Source organism: Roseovarius sp. (assembly GCF_965228755.1).
Taxonomy (GTDB): Bacteria; Pseudomonadota; Alphaproteobacteria; order Rhodobacterales; family Rhodobacteraceae; genus Roseovarius.
Map to the genome: position 1 here is coordinate 1355329 of NZ_CBDDIG010000005.1, position 16034 is coordinate 1371362.

At 66.4% G+C, this 16034-nt stretch carries 15 protein-coding genes; 12 read left to right on the top strand and 3 right to left on the bottom strand.

Annotated features, from left to right (window positions below; all coding sequences use genetic code 11):
• Positions 1-98 precede the first annotated feature (98 nt).
• From ACO07J_RS10265 to gluQRS, 4 genes are read left to right on the top strand one after another with little or no spacing between them, the layout of a single operon-like run.
• Positions 99-1454 carry a cytochrome-c peroxidase gene (locus tag ACO07J_RS10265; protein ID WP_422028729.1) on the top strand — a complete coding sequence of 452 codons (1356 nt, stop codon included), beginning with the start codon at positions 99-101 and terminating at the stop codon, positions 1452-1454.
• 39 nt (positions 1455-1493) lie between these two features.
• Complete coding sequence (gene trmFO / locus ACO07J_RS10270; RefSeq protein WP_422028730.1) at positions 1494-2858, top strand: methylenetetrahydrofolate--tRNA-(uracil(54)-C(5))-methyltransferase (FADH(2)-oxidizing) TrmFO; 1365 nt, start codon at positions 1494-1496, stop codon at positions 2856-2858.
• Between the two features lie 12 nt (positions 2859-2870).
• Positions 2871-3485 carry a class I SAM-dependent DNA methyltransferase gene (locus ACO07J_RS10275; RefSeq protein WP_422028731.1) on the top strand — a complete coding sequence of 205 codons (615 nt, stop codon included), beginning with the start codon at positions 2871-2873 and terminating at the stop codon, positions 3483-3485.
• Positions 3482-4336 (top strand): tRNA glutamyl-Q(34) synthetase GluQRS, encoded by an 855-nt coding sequence (gene gluQRS / locus ACO07J_RS10280; protein ID WP_422028732.1) that lies wholly within the window; start codon positions 3482-3484, stop codon positions 4334-4336. Before ACO07J_RS10275 ends, gluQRS begins: the two co-directional genes overlap by 4 nt.
• Before the next feature lie 60 nt (positions 4337-4396).
• Here gluQRS and ACO07J_RS10285 read toward each other — a convergent pair whose 3' ends face one another.
• On the bottom strand, positions 4397-5767 hold the full coding sequence (locus ACO07J_RS10285) for a class II 3-deoxy-7-phosphoheptulonate synthase (protein ID WP_422028733.1): 1371 nt from the start codon (positions 5765-5767) through the stop codon (positions 4397-4399).
• A 172-nt stretch (positions 5768-5939) separates the two neighbouring features.
• On the opposite strand from ACO07J_RS10285, the gene ACO07J_RS10290 reads away from it, so the two are divergent.
• A complete protein-coding gene (locus ACO07J_RS10290; RefSeq protein ID WP_422028734.1) occupies positions 5940-6941 on the top strand; it encodes a GlxA family transcriptional regulator in 1002 nt (333 codons plus the stop codon).
• Between the two features lie 183 nt (positions 6942-7124).
• On the opposite strand, the gene ACO07J_RS10295 is transcribed toward ACO07J_RS10290, so the two are convergent.
• Both ACO07J_RS10295 and ACO07J_RS10300 read right to left on the bottom strand, forming a co-directional pair.
• Entirely contained in the window at positions 7125-8084 is a 960-nt protein-coding gene (locus ACO07J_RS10295; RefSeq protein ID WP_422028735.1) for an IS5 family transposase, read from the bottom strand.
• A gap of 101 nt (positions 8085-8185) precedes the next feature.
• On the bottom strand, positions 8186-9280 hold the full coding sequence (locus ACO07J_RS10300; RefSeq protein WP_422028736.1) for a PQQ-dependent sugar dehydrogenase: 1095 nt from the start codon (positions 9278-9280) through the stop codon (positions 8186-8188).
• A gap of 161 nt (positions 9281-9441) precedes the next feature.
• Between ACO07J_RS10300 and ACO07J_RS10305 the strand changes: the two genes are divergently transcribed.
• The 7 genes from ACO07J_RS10305 (at position 9442) to ACO07J_RS10335 (ending at position 15789) form a co-directional block, all read left to right on the top strand.
• Complete coding sequence (locus tag ACO07J_RS10305; RefSeq protein ID WP_422028737.1) at positions 9442-10629, top strand: ABC transporter substrate-binding protein; 1188 nt, start codon at positions 9442-9444, stop codon at positions 10627-10629.
• A gap of 93 nt (positions 10630-10722) precedes the next feature.
• Positions 10723-11511 carry an ABC transporter ATP-binding protein gene (locus tag ACO07J_RS10310; protein WP_422028738.1) on the top strand — a complete coding sequence of 263 codons (789 nt, stop codon included), beginning with the start codon at positions 10723-10725 and terminating at the stop codon, positions 11509-11511.
• Complete coding sequence (locus ACO07J_RS10315; protein WP_422028739.1) at positions 11508-12053, top strand: hypothetical protein; 546 nt, start codon at positions 11508-11510, stop codon at positions 12051-12053. Before ACO07J_RS10310 ends, ACO07J_RS10315 begins: the two co-directional genes overlap by 4 nt.
• Positions 12050-12883: an ABC transporter ATP-binding protein gene (locus ACO07J_RS10320; protein WP_422028740.1), complete on the top strand. Its 834-nt coding sequence runs from the start codon at positions 12050-12052 to the stop codon at positions 12881-12883. The genes ACO07J_RS10315 and ACO07J_RS10320 overlap by 4 nt, the downstream gene beginning before the upstream one ends.
• Positions 12884-12885: 2 nt before the next feature.
• The gene (locus ACO07J_RS10325; protein ID WP_422028741.1) at positions 12886-13305 is read left to right on the top strand and encodes a hypothetical protein; all 420 of its coding nucleotides are present in this window, start codon (positions 12886-12888) and stop codon (positions 13303-13305) included.
• Positions 13306-13477: 172 nt separating this feature from the next.
• Positions 13478-14488, top strand: coding sequence for a branched-chain amino acid ABC transporter permease (locus ACO07J_RS10330; RefSeq protein ID WP_422028742.1), 1011 nt, complete (start codon positions 13478-13480; stop codon positions 14486-14488).
• Positions 14485-15789, top strand: a complete 1305-nt coding sequence (locus ACO07J_RS10335; protein ID WP_422028743.1) for a branched-chain amino acid ABC transporter permease — start codon at positions 14485-14487, stop codon at positions 15787-15789. Before ACO07J_RS10330 ends, ACO07J_RS10335 begins: the two co-directional genes overlap by 4 nt.
• The last annotated feature ends 245 nt before the right edge of the window (positions 15790-16034 follow it).

Sequence of the window (16034 nt, forward strand, 5' to 3'; positions counted from 1 at the left end):
TTGTTTCCGCCTGAACGTCGAAGTTTTTCGACATTTGCCCTGTTTTTGCCGCAATTCATTAAGTACCCTTTTTGATTGTATATTTCGGGGATGTATTCGTGCGTAAGGCTTGGATGTTCACCGGGCTATTTTGCCTGTCCGCCGGCGCGCTCACCGCGTCGGACCTGCCGGCGCCCGCCCGGCAAGACAGCTTCCCGATCCCCTCGGCCGAGGCCGTCCTGCTGGGCCGCGACCTGTTCTTCGACCCGATCCTGTCGGGCAACCGGAACATCTCCTGCGGCACCTGCCATCACCCCGCACTGGCCAGCGGCGACGAGATGTCACTCTCCATCGGCGAAGGCGGCATCGGCCTCGGCAAGGAGCGCGTCCCAGACCCCGCGAACCTGCCTCGCGCCCGCGTCCCCCGCAATGCACCGGCGCTCTTCAACCTTGGTGCGGCGGAATTCACCACCCTCTTCCACGACGGCCGTGTCCAGCTTGACCCGAATGCCCCCTTCGGCATCAGGATGCCCCCCGACTTCCCCCTCGAACGCGCCGCCGCCGGCCCGCTCGCGGCACAGGCGGCCCTGCCCGTCACCTCGCATGACGAAATGGCCGGCCAGCCCGGCGAGAACGAGATCGCCGACGCCGTGACAGCCGGCCACGTTCACGGCCCCGACGGCGCCTGGGCCATGCTCGCAGGCCGCGTCGCCGCAATCCCCGAGTACCGCCAGCGTTTCGCCTGGCTCAACGGCCATGACGACCCGCTCCACATCACCGATATCGGCCGGGTGATCGGCGATTTCATCGCCTTCGAATTCCGCTCCGTCGACAGCCCCTTCGACGCCTTCCTGCGTGGCGACAACACGGCGCTCTCCAACGACCAGCGCCGCGGCATGTCGCTCTTCTACGGCAAGGCCCGATGCGCCACCTGCCACAGCGGCCTCTACCAGACGGATCACGGTTTCCACGCCCTGGGCCTTCCCCCCATAGGCCCCGGCAAGGGCCATGGGCCGGGCGGCTATGCCGACCGTGGCCGCGCCGGCGTCACCGGCCGGCAGGAAGACCTCTACAGCTTCCGCACCCCCTCGCTGCGCAACGTGACAATCACCGCGCCCTATGGCCATAACGGCGCCTATACCGAGCTGGAGGACATCATCCGCCACCACCTCGACCCGCTCACCTGGCTGGCCCAGTACAAGGTCGACAAGGCCCTCCTCCCCAAGGTGGAAACCGACATCCCCGATACCGCCGCGCTTGACGATCTCGACGAAATGCTGCGCATCGCCATGTCGGTCCGGCTCGAGCCGCTATACCTCCGCGAGGACGAGATACAGGCGATCGTCGCCTTCCTCGCCGCGCTCGAAGACCCGCAGGCCGGGCGCGGCCGCCTCGGCGCTCCCTACACCGTCCCCTCCGGCCTTCCCGTCGATACCGGCCCGATGGACCACGGCACGGCCTCCTCCGATTACTGACCCTTTCCAAACGCCGCCCGATCGCCTAGATCGCTCGTCATGGACAAGACCCTTCACATCGTCGGCGGCGGAATGGCCGGATCGGAAGCCGCGTGGCAGGCCGCCCGCATGGGCGTCAACGTGGTCATCCACGAGATGCGCCCGACGGTCGGCACCTTCGCCCACCGTACCGGCGACTTGGCCGAGATGGTCTGCTCCAACTCCTTCCGCTCGGATGACGACGAACAGAACGCCGTGGGCCTGCTGCATTGGGAAATGCGCGCGGCGGGCGGGCTGATCATGGAAATGGCCGACGCTCACCGCCTTCCGGCGGGCGGCGCGCTGGCCGTCGACCGCGATCCCTTCGCCCGCGCCGTCACCGACCGCCTGCGCGCCCACCCCAATGTCAGCGTCCAGACCGGCGAGGTCACTGATCTGCCCGAGGACGGCCAGTGGATCTTCGCCACCGGCCCGCTCACCTCGGAAAAGCTGGGCCAGGCCATCGCCCGCGCAACCGGCTCTACCGCGCTCGCCTTTTTCGACGCCATCGCCCCCATCGTCTATTTCGACACGATCGACATGGAAAAGGCGTGGATGCAGTCGCGCTACGACAAGGGCGAGACCGAGGAAGAGCGCACCGCCTACCTCAACTGCCCGATGGACCGCGACCAGTACGAGGCCTTCATCGACGCCCTGCTCGCCGCCGACAAGACCGAGTTCCACGAGGGCGAGACCGCCCAGTATTTTGATGGCTGCCTGCCGATCGAGGTGATGGCCGAACGCGGCCGCGAAACCCTGCGCCACGGGCCGATGAAACCCGTGGGCCTCACCAACCCGCACCAGCCCGACATCAAGCCCCACGCCGTCGTGCAGCTTCGCCGCGACAACGCGCTCGGCACGCTCTACAATATCGTGGGCTTCCAGACCAAGATGAAGTACGGCGCGCAAACATCTGTTTTCAAGATGATTCCGGGGCTCGAAAACGCCGCCTTCGCCCGCCTAGGCGGCATTCACCGCAACACCTTCCTCAACTCGCCCACGCTACTCGACAACCAGATGCGCCTGCGCGCCCGGCCCAACATCCGCTTCGCCGGCCAGATCACCGGCGTCGAGGGCTACGTGGAATCCGCCGCCATGGGCCTGCTTGCCGGCCGCATCGCCGCCGCCGAACTCCTTGGGCAGACGCTCCCCACCCCGCCGCAGGACAGCGCCATGGGCGCCCTCATCCACCACATCACCGGCGGGGCCGAGGCCAAGACCTTCCAGCCGATGAACGTCAATTTCGGCCTCTTCCGTCCCATCGACGGCCTCAAGGGCGGGCGCCGCGGCCGCCGCGACCGCTACAAGGCCTATACCGACCGGGCGAAATCCGCTTGGACGGACTGGCTCGTGCAATGCCCACTGGACGAACGCGAAGCCGTGTGATCTTCTTTCCCCATGGGTGAGAAGTTTCTGGATCGCGTCTATGGCGAGTCCTCCCCCGAGGACACTCAGGCCCTCTACGATGCGTGGGCCGCGACCTATGACGCCGAAATTGCCGAGAACGGCTATGCCACGCCCGGCCGGGTGGCCGAGGCGATGTTCAGGCACGTCCGCGACTCCGACGCCCCGATCCTCGATTTCGGCTGCGGCACCGGCCTCTCGGGCCTCGCGCTGAAACTCGCGGGCTTCACCACCATCGACGGCATGGACCCGAGCCCCGAAATGATCGACGGCGCCCGCCGAAAGGGCGTTTACCGCACCCTTTCCGTGCTCGATGTGAAAGACACCGCCCCGGTTCCGAAAGACGCCTATCACGCCATCACCGCGACCGGCGTGATAGGCACGGGCGCCGCGCCGGCCTCGACCTTCGGGATGCTGATGAAGGCCCTGCCCAAGGGCGGGCTCCTGGGCCTCAGCCTCAACGACCACGCCCTCGCCGACCCGCGCTTCGAAGGGGCCCTGAACGAGTGGCTCGACTGCGGCGCCGCGCATCTGCGCTTCAAGAAATACGGGCCACACCTCCCCGGCCTGAACTTGAAGTGCAACGTCTACATCATTGAAAAAGCGTGAATTTCGCCACCCGCTTCGCCCCGTCGCCGACGGGTCCGCTGCATCTGGGCCATGCCTACTCCGCGCTGCTTGCCCATGACATGGCCACCGCCGCCGGCGGCACTTTCCACCTCCGCATCGACGACCTCGACCAAAGCCGCAGCCGCACCTGCTGGGAGACGCAGATCTACGACGATCTCGCCTGGCTCGGCATAAACTGGCCCCAGCCCGTCTGGCGACAGTCCGACCGCCTCCCCACCTACCGCGCCGCCCTCGAACGTCTCTGGCAACGCGGCCTTCTCTACCCCTGCACCTGCACCCGGGCCGATATCCGCGCCGCCGCCTCCGCCCCGCAGGAAGGCGCGCCGCTGCACGGCCCCGACGGGCTGATCTACCCCGGCACCTGCCGCCCCGACACGCCGCCCCCCGGCCCCATGCCCGACACGCCCTTGCGCCTCGACATGCGCCGGGCGCTCGCGGCCGCGGGCACCCCCGTCGCCTTCTCCGAAACCGGCTGCGGCCCCGACGGCGAAACCGGGCACATCGCCCCGCCGGACATGGTCGCCAATGTCGGCGACGTGGCCCTCGCCCGCCCCGGCATGGGCGCCTCCTACCACCTGTCGATCGTCTGTGACGACGCCGAGCAGCAGATCACCCACGTCATCCGCGGGCAGGATCTCATCTCCGCCACCCAGATCCATGTCTTGCTGCAACGGCTCCTCGACCTGCCCACGCCGGTCTACCACCACCACCGCCTGATCCGCGACGACACCGGCAAGAGGCTGGCCAAGCGCGACGACGCCCGCGCCATCGCCACCTATCGCGACGAAGGGAAAACCTCGGCGGATATCCGCGCCATGGTCGGCCTCTGAGCCAAACGAAAAAGGCCGGCGCAACCGCCGGCCTTTCCGTCATCCACAAATGGACGGGGCCTAGCCCACCTTCACATCCGTCCGCGCCTCGCGCAGGGCCGAAAGCTCCTCGGCCACCAGGAACGCCAGCTCCAGCGCCTGAGAGGCATTGAGCCGCGGATCGCAGGCCGTATGATACCGGTCCGAAAGATCCTCTTCCATCACGGCCCTGACCCCGCCGGTACACTCGGTCACGTCCTGCCCGGTCATCTCGAAATGTACGCCGCCCGGCGTCGTGCCCTCGGCCCGGTGGACGCCGAAGAACTCCTGCACCTCGCGCAGCACCGCGTCGAACGGCCGGGTCTTGAAACCGGTCGCCGACTTGATCGTGTTGCCGTGCATCGGGTCGCAAACCCAGACCACGTTGGCCCCTTCCTCGCGCACCGCCTTGATCAGCCGCGGCAGGTGCTCGCCCGCCTTGCCCGCCCCGAACCGCGCGATCAGCGTCAGCCGCCCGGCCTCGTTCTCGGGGTTCAGCGTCGCCATCAGCCGCTTGAGATCGTCGGTCTCCATCGTCGGGCCACACTTGAGCCCGATCGGGTTCAGCACGCCCCGCGCGAACTCCACATGCGCGCCGTCCGGCTGCCGCGTGCGGTCGCCGATCCAGATCATGTGGCCGGAGCCTGCCAGCCACTTGCCGGAGGTGGAATCGAGCCGGCACAGCGCCTCCTCGTATTCCAGCAGCAGCCCCTCGTGCGAGGTATAGAAATCGACCGATTGCAGCGTCGGCGCATTGGCGCTGTCGATGCCGGCGGCCTTCATGAAATCCAGCGTATCGCTGATCCGGTTGGCCATGTCGCGATAGCGCTCGGCCTTTTCGCCCTCGGCAAAGCCCAGCGTCCAGGCATGCACCTGGTGAACGTCGGCATAACCACCGGTCGAGAAGGCTCGCAACAGGTTCAGCGTCGCCGCCGCCTGGGTATAGGCCTGCAGCATCTTCTGCGGGTCGGGAATGCGCGCCTCGGGGGTAAAGGCCAGCTCGTTGATGATGTCGCCGCGATAGCTGGGCAGCTCCACGCCGTTCACCACCTCGGTCGGCGCCGAGCGCGGCTTGGCGAACTGCCCGGCCATCCGGCCCACCTTGATCACCGGCACCTTGGCGCCGTAGGTCAGCACCATCGCCATCTGCAGCATCACCTTGAAGGTGTCGCGAATGGCATCCGCCGAGAACTGGTCGAACGCCTCGGCACAATCGCCACCCTGCAGCAGGAAGGCCTCGCCCCGCGCGGCCGCGCCAAGCTGCCGCTTGAGCCTGCGCGCCTCACCGGCGAAAACCAGCGGAGGAAACTGTGCCAGCCGGGCCTCGACCGCCTGCAGCGCCTCGGCATCCGTGTAGTCCGGCATCTGCACCCGGGGCTTGTTGCGCCAGTCGGATTTGTGCCAATCGGTCATTTTCTCTCTCCGCAATCAGAAAACGAGGCCTGTCTATACAGGAGCCTCCCCCACGAGGCCAGAGATGAAGTGTCGCCGACATGTCGTTTTTGGTGTATGACGGTCTTGTCAATTGCGACAGTTTCGTGAAATGACGCAAATCCATGACGCCACGTCGCGGAGATTCGTCGCCATGCAGATTGAGACTGGCAAAGTCGAGGTGAAGGCGCAGGGTGCGCCCCGGCGGTTCGTCTTCGTTCTTCTCGAAAATTTTTCGCTGCTCAGCTTCGCCGCGGCGCTCGATTGCCTGCGGATTGCCAACCGCATGGCTGACCAGACGCTCTACACTTGGGTGACGACCGGCGAGTCCGGCGATACCGTCGCCTGCTCGGCGGGCACGCGGTTCCATCTCGACATCCCGCTCGAGGAACTCGGCCGCGACGACACCATGCTGATCTGCGGCGGCACCGACATCCAGCAGGCCACCACCAAGAAGCTGCTCAACTGGCTCCGGCGCGAGGCACGGCGCGGCCTGCGCGTGGGCGGGCTCTGCACGGCCAGCTACGTGATGGCCCGCGCGGGGCTGCTCGACGGCAAGAAGGCCACGATCCACTGGGAAAACCACGACAGCTTCACCGAGGAGTTCGACGAGGTGGAACTGACCAAGTCGGTCTTCGTCGTCGACGGCAACCGCATGTCGACCGCCGGCGGCACCTCGTCGATCGACCTGATGCTCAAGATCATCGCCGACGAACAGGGCGACAAGCTGGCCAATGCCGTGGCCGACCAGATGATCTACGCCTCGATCCGCACCGACCAGGACACGCAGCGCCTGTCGGTCCCCACCCGGATCGGCGTGCGTCACCCCAAGCTCTCACAGGTCATCCAGATGATGGAGGCCAATATCGAGGAACCGATCAGCCCCGCCATCCTCGCCCGCGACGTGGGCATGTCGACCCGCCAGCTCGAACGGCTCTTCCGGCGCTACCTCAACCGTTCGCCGAAACGCTATTACATGGAGCTCCGGCTGCAGAAGGCCCGCAACCTGCTGATGCAGACCGACATGACGGTGATCAACGTGGCGCTGGCCTGCGGCTTTGCCAGCCCCTCGCACTTCTCCAAGTGTTACCGCTCGCACTACAACACGACGCCCTACCGCGAGCGCGGTTCCCAATCCACGCGCCTCTCAGTATAAGATACTGAATTCACTTACAAAATACCCGACCCCGCTTTCTTTAAAGAGACCTCAGCGAAACGCACGCCTCTCTCGCAGGTGGATGTCCGAGGTGGTTCTGATGCGGCTACCGCTTTGGCCAGGGCTCTGTCGGGGTTTTCGGTCGACCCGGCCTGTGAGGCTTCGGGAGATAACCATGGTCGCTCAGCCGTAAAGGGTTCGGAACCGCGCGCCCTTCCACAGGTTCCAGCCGACGGCGGCCAGCCCGGTCAGGATGCGCATCTTCGCAAGCCCCAGGAACCGGGTCCGGCGCAGGCCCCAGTGCCGCTTCCAGTGCCCGAAGATCGCCTCGACCCGGGCACGGGTGACCCCGATCTCGACGTTGCGGGCCTTGTCCTGCGGGCCCAGCCGCTTGTGCTTCGCGCCGCGCTGCTGCACCCGGTCGGCCATGCCCGTCCGCGCCACCAGCGCCCGGCTGCGCGGGCTGGAATAGGCCCCGTCGGCATAGAGCGCCGCCTCGTCGCCCACCACCAGATCCTCGAGGCTGTCCACCTCGGCCCGGTTGCCGGGGCTCACCGCCACCCGCCGCACGAACCCGTCCTCGTCGGCATTGACGAAGGCCTGCCAGCCCCAGACCGCCCGCCGACGGCCCTTCACCGTCAGCTTCACCGCAGAGCCCGCCTCCGGGTCGCGGCGGTCGTAGCCGCTCTGCGCCGCCTCCACCACGGTCGCGTCGATGATCGCGATCCGCCCCTCGGCGAGCACCACGCGGGCGTCCTCCAGCATCGCCACGACCTCGGCCAGAACCGCCTCCAGCCGGTCGCCCAGCCGCGCCCGGAACCGCCCCAGCGTCGAGGCCTCGGGCACCCCCTGGTCCAGCTCCAGCCGGCAGAACTTGCGGAACAGGAGGTCCCGCGCCAGCTGCGCGGAAAGCTTCACGTCGCTCAGGTCGTACCACAGCCCCAGCAGCAGCGCCCGAAAGAGCGTCTGCGCCGGATAGCCCGGCCGCCCCGTCTGCCGCCGCTCCTCGCCCCGCGGCAACAGCGCCTCGATCCGGGACCAGTCGATCACCTCCTCCACCGCGTCCAGCGCCCCAAGCGCGGGATGCTCGAACAGCTCATGGGAGGCGAAAAGGGCGGGCTGGGTGGTGAAGCTCTGTCTCATGGCCAATCATACCACTTCGACGGAAACAGAAGAATCCTCAAAGTTTCGCTGAGGTCTCTTGAAAGAAAGCGGCCGAAATCTTTTAAAGATTTCGCCACCCCTCAAGGCGTCACCCGGTAAAGCGCCCCCTGGCCCACCGACAGGAACCAGATCGCCCCCGCCGGCCCTTCCGCAATGTCCCGCACCCGCGCCGTCTCCGGCCCCTCGATGCGCTCGACCTCCTCCAGCGGGTCGCCGGACAGCCGCGAGATCAGGTTGAACTTCAGCGAGCCCACGAAGAAATCCCCCTCCCACTCGGGCCAGAGCTTGCCGGAATAGATCATCATCCCCGACGGCGCGATCGACGGATCCCAGTAGAAGGCGGGCTGCTCCATCCCCTCCTTGTGCGTCCCCTCGCCGATCGTCTTGCCGGAGTAGTGCACCCCGTAGGAAATCACCGGCCAGCCGTAATTCGCGCCCTTCTCGACACGGTTCACCTCGTCACCGCCCTTTGCCCCGTGCTCGACCACCCAGAGCTGCCCGCCGGCATCTAGCGCCGCGCCCTGCGGGTTGCGGTGACCGTAAGACCAGATCCCGGGCCGGGCGCCGTCTTCCGAGGCGAACGGGTTGCCGTCGGGAATCGACCCGTCCTTGGCGATATGCACGACCGAGCCGTTTTCGCGCGACAGGTCCTGCGCCGCGGGCCGGTCGCCGCGCTCGCCCACGGTCACGAACAACGTGCCGTCCGGCGCCTCGACGATCCGCGAGCCGAAATGCCGGCCGCCCTCGGACCCCGGCGCCATCTCGAAGATCACCTCCCACTTGCTCAGCCGCGCCCCGTCCGGCGACAGCTCCGCCCGGGCGACCGCCGTGCCGGCCCCGCCCTCTTGCGGCTTGGCGTAGCTGAAGAACAACTCCCGCGTCCTGGCGAAATCCTCCGGCACCAGGACGTCGAGCAATCCGCCCTGGCCGCTGGCAAAGACCTCGCCCACCCCCTCGACCGGGCGCTGGCCCTCATCGCCGATCAGCAACAGCCGTCCGGCCCGCTCGGTCACCAGAACGTCGCCACCGGGCAGAAACCCGATCGCCCATGGCTCGTTCAGCCCGTCGGCCACGGCCTCGACCGTCAACGCTCCCGCGCTGCTGTCGAGCGCCGCGGCCGGCCCCGCCAGGCCGCACAGGAAAGCGGCAATCCCGCCCTTGATCAATTCGCGCATGTCCTTGCTCCTTTCACCGGATACCCCCTGAAAACTGGGGCGTGATATGGCTGCGTCAAATCGGGTTTCGTCGCGTCCGCCTCACCATATCCACTTGCTTTTCCATGCCAGTCAAATAGGCTCGCCTCCCAGAACGCACCGTTCAACTGGGAGACAAAGACATGAAGAAACTACTCGCGACGACCACGGCACTCGCTCTGGGTGCGGGCGCCGCCTGGGCACAGGACAACGAGGTCAAGATCGGCATCATCCTCGGCTTCACCGGCCCGATCGAATCCCTGACCCCGCACATGGCCGCCGGCGCGGAACTGGCGATGTCCGAAGTCACCGAAAGCGGCAAGCTGCTTGACGGGATGACCGTTACGCCGGTCCGGGCCGACAGCACCTGCATCGACGCGGGCGCCGCCACCGCCGCCGCCGAACGCCTGATCACCTCCGAAGGGATCAAGGGCATCATGGGGGCCGACTGCTCGGGCGTCACCGGCGCGATCCTGTCGAACGCCGCCGTGCCGAACGGCATCGTGATGATCTCGCCCTCCGCCACCTCGCCGGCGCTCTCGACGGCCGAGGATGACGGGTTGTTCTTCCGCACCGCGCCCTCCGACGCGCGCCAGGGCGTCGTGATGACCGAGATCCTGATGGAGCGCGGCATCGAGGAAGTGGCCGTCACCTACACCAACAACGACTACGGCAAGGGCCTCGCCGACAGCTTCGCCGCGGCCTTCGAGGAAGCGGGCGGCACCATCACCATTAACGCCGCGCACGAAGACGGCAAGGCCGACTACTCGGCCGAGGTGGGCGCGCTGGCCTCCGCCGGCGGCGATCGCCTGGTGGTTGCGGGCTATGTCGACCAGGGCGGCAGCGGCATCGTGCGCTCGGCGATCGATTCCGGCGCCTTCGACAGCTTCCACTTCCCCGACGGCATGATCGGTTCGCAGCTGGAAGAGAATTTCGGCTCCGAGGTCGACGGCTCCACCGGCCAGCACCCCGGCACCGACAGCCCGGGCGTGGCCAAGTTCGAGGAAATGGTTGGCGACAGCTTCCAGGCCACCTCGCCCTTCGCACCCGAAAGCTATGACGCCGCGGCGCTCATGATGCTCGCGATGCAGGCGGCCGGTTCGGTCGAATCCGCCGACTACAAGGAACACGTCATGGACGTGGCCAACGCCCCGGGCGAGAAAATTTATCCCGGCGAGCTGGCCAAGGCGCTCGAAATCATTGCCGAGGGCGGTGATGTCGACTATGTCGGCGCGACTGCGGTGGAACTGATCGGGCCCGGTGAATCGGCCGGCAACTACCGCGAGATCGAATTCAAGGACGGCGCGATCACCACGGTCAAGTACCGCTGATCTGACCGCCGAGGGACAAAGAGCAAGACCGGCTCCGGGCACGCCCGGGTCCGGTCCAACAAGGCAAGGGGCAAAAGACCCCGGGGGACATACATGATCGTCGTCGATGACGTTCACAAGCACTTTGGCGGTTTCCACGCCGTCGATGGCGCGACCATGACGATCCAGGAAGGTTCGATCACCGGGTTGATCGGCCCAAACGGCGCCGGAAAAACCACGCTTTTCAATGTGATAGCGGGCGTTCTTCAACCGACCTCCGGCCGCGTCACCATGGCCGGAGAGGACATCACCGGCCTGCCGCCGCATGATCTTTTCCACAAGGGCCTGCTGCGCACCTTCCAGATCGCACACGAGTTCAGCTCGATGACCTGCCGCGAGAACCTGATGATGGTCCCCGGCGACCAGTCGGGAGAGCGGCTCTGGAACACCTGGTTCGGCCGCAAGCGCATCGCCGACGAAGAGCGCGCCCTGCGCGCCAAGGCCGACGAGGTGCTCGAATTCCTGACCATCGAACATCTCGCCGACCACAAGGCCGGCCAGGTCTCGGGCGGTCAGAAGAAGCTGCTGGAACTCGGGCGCACCATGATGGTCGACGCCCGCATCGTCTTTCTCGACGAGGTCGGCGCCGGGGTGAACCGCACCCTGCTCAACACCATCGCCGACGCGATCGTCAAGCTGAACGAGGAACGGAACTACACCTTCGTGGTGATCGAACACGACATGGATTTCATCGGCCGCATCTGCGACCCGGTGATCTGCATGGCCGAGGGAAAGGTGCTGGCCGAGGGCACCCTGGACGAAATCAAGGCCAACGAGCAAGTGATCGAGGCCTATCTCGGGACGGGACTGAAGAACAAGGACATGATGGGGACACAGGCATGAAACAGTACTTCAAGGCACTCGCACTATCCGTGGGACTGGCGGCGGCATCGACCGCCGCGGCACAGGCGGCACCGACCGACGATTGCGAACAACTGACCGACCGCATCGAATTCTGCGGCGAATCCGGCGGCTGGTCACGGCTCGGCCGCGCCGTGGCCGAGGCCACCGCCGTCTACAAGCGCGGCGACAACACCATCGGCAAGCTGATCGTCGAGATGACCGGCACCAAGGCGCTGCGCGACAAGGACGTGCAAACCGCGATCCTGGACAAGGTCTCGGGCCAGATCAAGAAATTGGGCGGCTCGCTCGACGTGATCGCGCTCAAGGGCGGGATGATGAACCGCCCCGCCGGCACGATCCTCTACAGCTATGAAACGCAGGGCACCGAAGTTCTCTTCCTGCATTCCTACATGGTGCAGAAGGGCATGGTGATGCAGTTCATCACCGTGGCGCCGGGGGTCACCGACGATGCGATCGCCCGCGCGACCCACCGCACCTTCCTGTCGGGCTTCACCATCTCCGACCCCGGGGTCGCGCTTTGAGCGGAACCAACCCCTACCAGGATGACCGGGGCAACAACGACCGGTCCATCGCCAACCCGGACGGAACGGGCGAGATCCCCCGGCGCGAGGGCGGCGACGCCCGGCCCGCGCCGGGCCACGCGCCCTTCCTGGTCGGCGAGGCGATGACCGGCGGCTACGGCAAGTCGGGCCCCGACATCCTGCACGACTGCACCATCGCCGTGGACAAGGGCGAGATCGCGGTGATCGTCGGCCCCAACGGGGCCGGCAAGTCGACCGCGATGAAGGCCGTCTTCGGCATGCTCGACCTGCGCGAAGGCCATGTCCGGCTGGATGGCGAGGACATCTCGCGCCTCAGCCCGCAGGCCCGCGTCGCCAAGGGCATGGGCTTCGTGCCGCAGAACAACAACATCTTCACCTCGATGACGGTCGAGGAAAACCTCGAGATGGGCGCCTTCATCCGCACCGACGACATCTCCGGTACGATGAACCAGGTCTACGACCTGTTTCCCATCCTGCGCGACAAGCGGCGCCAGGCCGCGGGCGAATTGTCGGGCGGCCAGCGCCAGCAGGTCGCCGTGGGCCGGGCCCTGATGACCCAGCCCAAGGTGCTGATGCTCGACGAGCCCACCGCCGGCGTCAGCCCGATCGTGATGGACGAGCTCTTCGACCGCATCATCGAGGTCAGCCGCACCGGCATCCCGATTCTGATGGTCGAACAGAACGCCCGCCAGGCGCTCGAGATCGCCGACAAGGGCTATGTCATGGTGCAGGGCCGCAACGCCTATACCGGGACCGGCAAGGAACTCCTCGCCGACCCCGAAGTCCGCAAGAGTTTCCTGGGGGGATGAGAATGCATCGCATCTTTGCCGCTCTCGCCATCCTGGCCGCCGTCGCCGGCTGCCGCGGCGCGGGCACCGAAACCGCACAGGCCACCCCGCAAGCCGGCCACGCCCAGACCGTCGCCGCCCTCGGCAACGCCTATATCTGGAACTGCCGCCTGCAAAGCAACCGGGGCAATCCCGACTGGCAATTCCTCCTGCAACGGGTCGGCCGCGACAAGTTCAGCGTGGTCATCATCGAAGCCGGCAGCCGCCAGGCCCGCCCGATCGAGAACCTGCGCGAGGACGACGCCGCCCGGGTCTACTTCCTCCGCGACGGCAGCCGTATCCTCGTCGCCTCCGACGGCGAGGCGCGCGGCGAAGGACAAGGCGGCTCCAAGGGCGCCGAATACACCTCCGGCACCTGCGCGCGGGGCGGACAGCCGACATGACCACCGCCCGCCGTTTTCCACAGATACCGGCCACGATCCGGGCCAAGGGACTGTCAGATATGTGCAATTTTCTCCACAGGCATGTGGATAGAACCGTGAATAACCTGTCGACACGTGACGGGTCACGACAGGAACAGGAAGACGACATCGGAACACATGAGGCCCGGATCTGATGGACATCCTCAACGCCATCGTCGCGCTCTCCAACTTCGTGCTGATCCCCGCCATCGCCTATGGCAGCCAGCTCGCCCTCGGCGCGCTCGGGGTCACGCTGATCTACGGCATCCTGCGCTTCTCCAACTTCGCCCATGGCGACACCATGGCCTTCGGCACCATGGTCACCATCCTCGTGACCTGGTGGTTCCAGTCCTTGGGCCTGAGCTTCGGCGTCCTGCCCACCGCGCTCCTCGCCCTGCCCCTCGGCATCGCCGCCTGCATGGCGCTGGTCCTCGCCACCGACCGGATGGTCTATCGCTTCTACCGCGAACAGAAGGCCAAGCCGGTGATTCTGGTGATCGTCTCGATCGGCGTGATGTTCGTGCTGAACGGCCTCGTCCGCTTCATCATCGGGCCGGGCGACCAGCGTTTTGCCGATGGCGAGCGCTTCATCATCAACGCCCGCGATTTCAAGGAAATGACTGGCCTCGACGAAGGGCTCGCCTTCAAGACAACGCAGGGCATCACCGTCGTCACCGCCGTGATCGTCGTGGCGCTGCTCTTCTGGTTCCTCAACCGCACCCGCACGGGCAAGAGCATGCGCGCCTATTCCGACAACGAGGACCTGGCCCTGCTTTCCGGCATCAGCCCCGACCGCGTGGTCATGGTGACATGGCTGATCGTGGCGGCGCTGGCCACCGTCGCCGGCACGCTCTACGGGCTCGACAAGAGCTTCAAGCCCTTCACCTATTTCCAGCTCCTCCTGCCGATCTTCGCCAGCGCCATCGTCGGCGGCCTGGGCAGCCCGGTCGGCGCCATCGCCGGCGGCTTCATCATCGCCTTCTCCGAGGTGTTCATCACCTATGCCTGGAAAAAGGTGCTGGAATATCTCATGCCCGAAAGCCTTGAACCCTCGGGCCTCGTCCAACTCCTCTCCACCGATTACAAGTTCGCGGTCAGCTTCGTCATCCTCCTGATCGTGCTTCTCTTCCGGCCCACCGGCCTCTTCAGGGGGAAAGCGGTATGAGCGAACCGATGAAAAACGCCGCCATGTTCGTCTTCGTGGCGGCCCTGATCCTGATGACGGGCTTCGCGCAAAGCTGGTCCACCGCGCTTCTCATCCTCAACATGGGGCTGATTTCGGCCATCATGGCGCTGGGGCTCAACCTGCAATGGGGCTTTGCCGGGCTCTTCAACGTCGGCGTCATGGGCTTCGTGGCCCTGGGCGGCCTGGCCGCCGTGCTGGTCTCCATGCCCCCCACGACCGAGGCCTGGGCGGCGGGCGGCATACGCCTGATCTCCGGCCTTCTGGTCGGCGCGGCGGTGATCGTCGCGGCGGCGCTGACCTTCAAGTACATGAAGAAATCCAAGCTGCGCGGCCTGATCGTGCTGGTCATCCTCGTCGGCGGGTTCTTCCTCTACCGCGCGGTGTTCGATCCGGGCGTCGACGCGGTCGAGGCGGTGAACCCCGCCGGCACAGGCTATCTCGGCGGGCTCGGCCTGCCCGTGCTGCTGGCCTGGCCCGTGGGCGGACTGCTGGCGGCGGGCGCGGCCTGGATCATCGGCAAGTCGGCCCTCGGCCTGCGCTCCGACTACCTCGCCATCGCCACGCTTGGCATCGCCGAGATCATCCTCGCCATCCTCAAGAACGAGGACTGGCTGGCGCGCGGGGTCAAGAACGTGGTGGGCCTCCCCCGCCCCGTCCCCTACGAGGTCGACCTCCAGACCGACCCGGCCTTCATCGAGAAGGCCGCCGGGATCGGCCTCGACCCGGTCACCGCCTCCTCACTCTACATCAAGCTCGCCTACGGCGCGCTCTTCGCCGTCGTCCTCGCCATCCTGCTCATCCTCGCGCAGCTTGCGCTCAAAAGCCCCTGGGGCCGGATGATGCGCGCCATTCGCGACAACGAGGTCGCGGCCGAGGCGATGGGCAAGGACGTCACCGCCCGCCACCTGCAGATCTTCATCCTCGGCTCCGCCTGCTGCGGCATCGCCGGCGCGATGATGACCACGCTCGACGGCCAGCTCATCCCCACCTCCTACCAGCCGCTGCGCTTCACCTTCCTGATCTGGGTGATGGTGATCGTCGGCGGCTCGGGCAACAATTTCGGCGCGGTGCTGGGCGGCTTCCTGATCTGGTTCCTCTGGGTGCAGGTCGAACCGATCGGCCTCTGGCTGATGCAGACCATCACCTCACCCCTGCCCGACGGCAGCGCCCTCAAGGACCACCTGATCGGCAGCGCCGCGCATATGCGGCTCCTGACCATGGGGGTGATTCTCATCCTCGTGCTGCGGTTCAGCCCACGGGGCCTGATTCCCGAGAAATAGGGGACGAAACCGCCCGATCCGGGCGGTTTCCACGATCCCTAAAATTCGACCGGTTTCCATCCCGGCACCAATCCGGCCCCTGCCGCCGATTGAAAACCGCGGCCAGCAGGATTATGGCGAAATTGTGATCGCCCGGCAAAATCGCCACATTCCCGCCACATTTCGATCCCAAGACAGGGGCCAGACCGTGGGCAAAGCCGTTATCCATCCGGCCCCGCGCCCATGACACGCAATGCCCTGAAAGG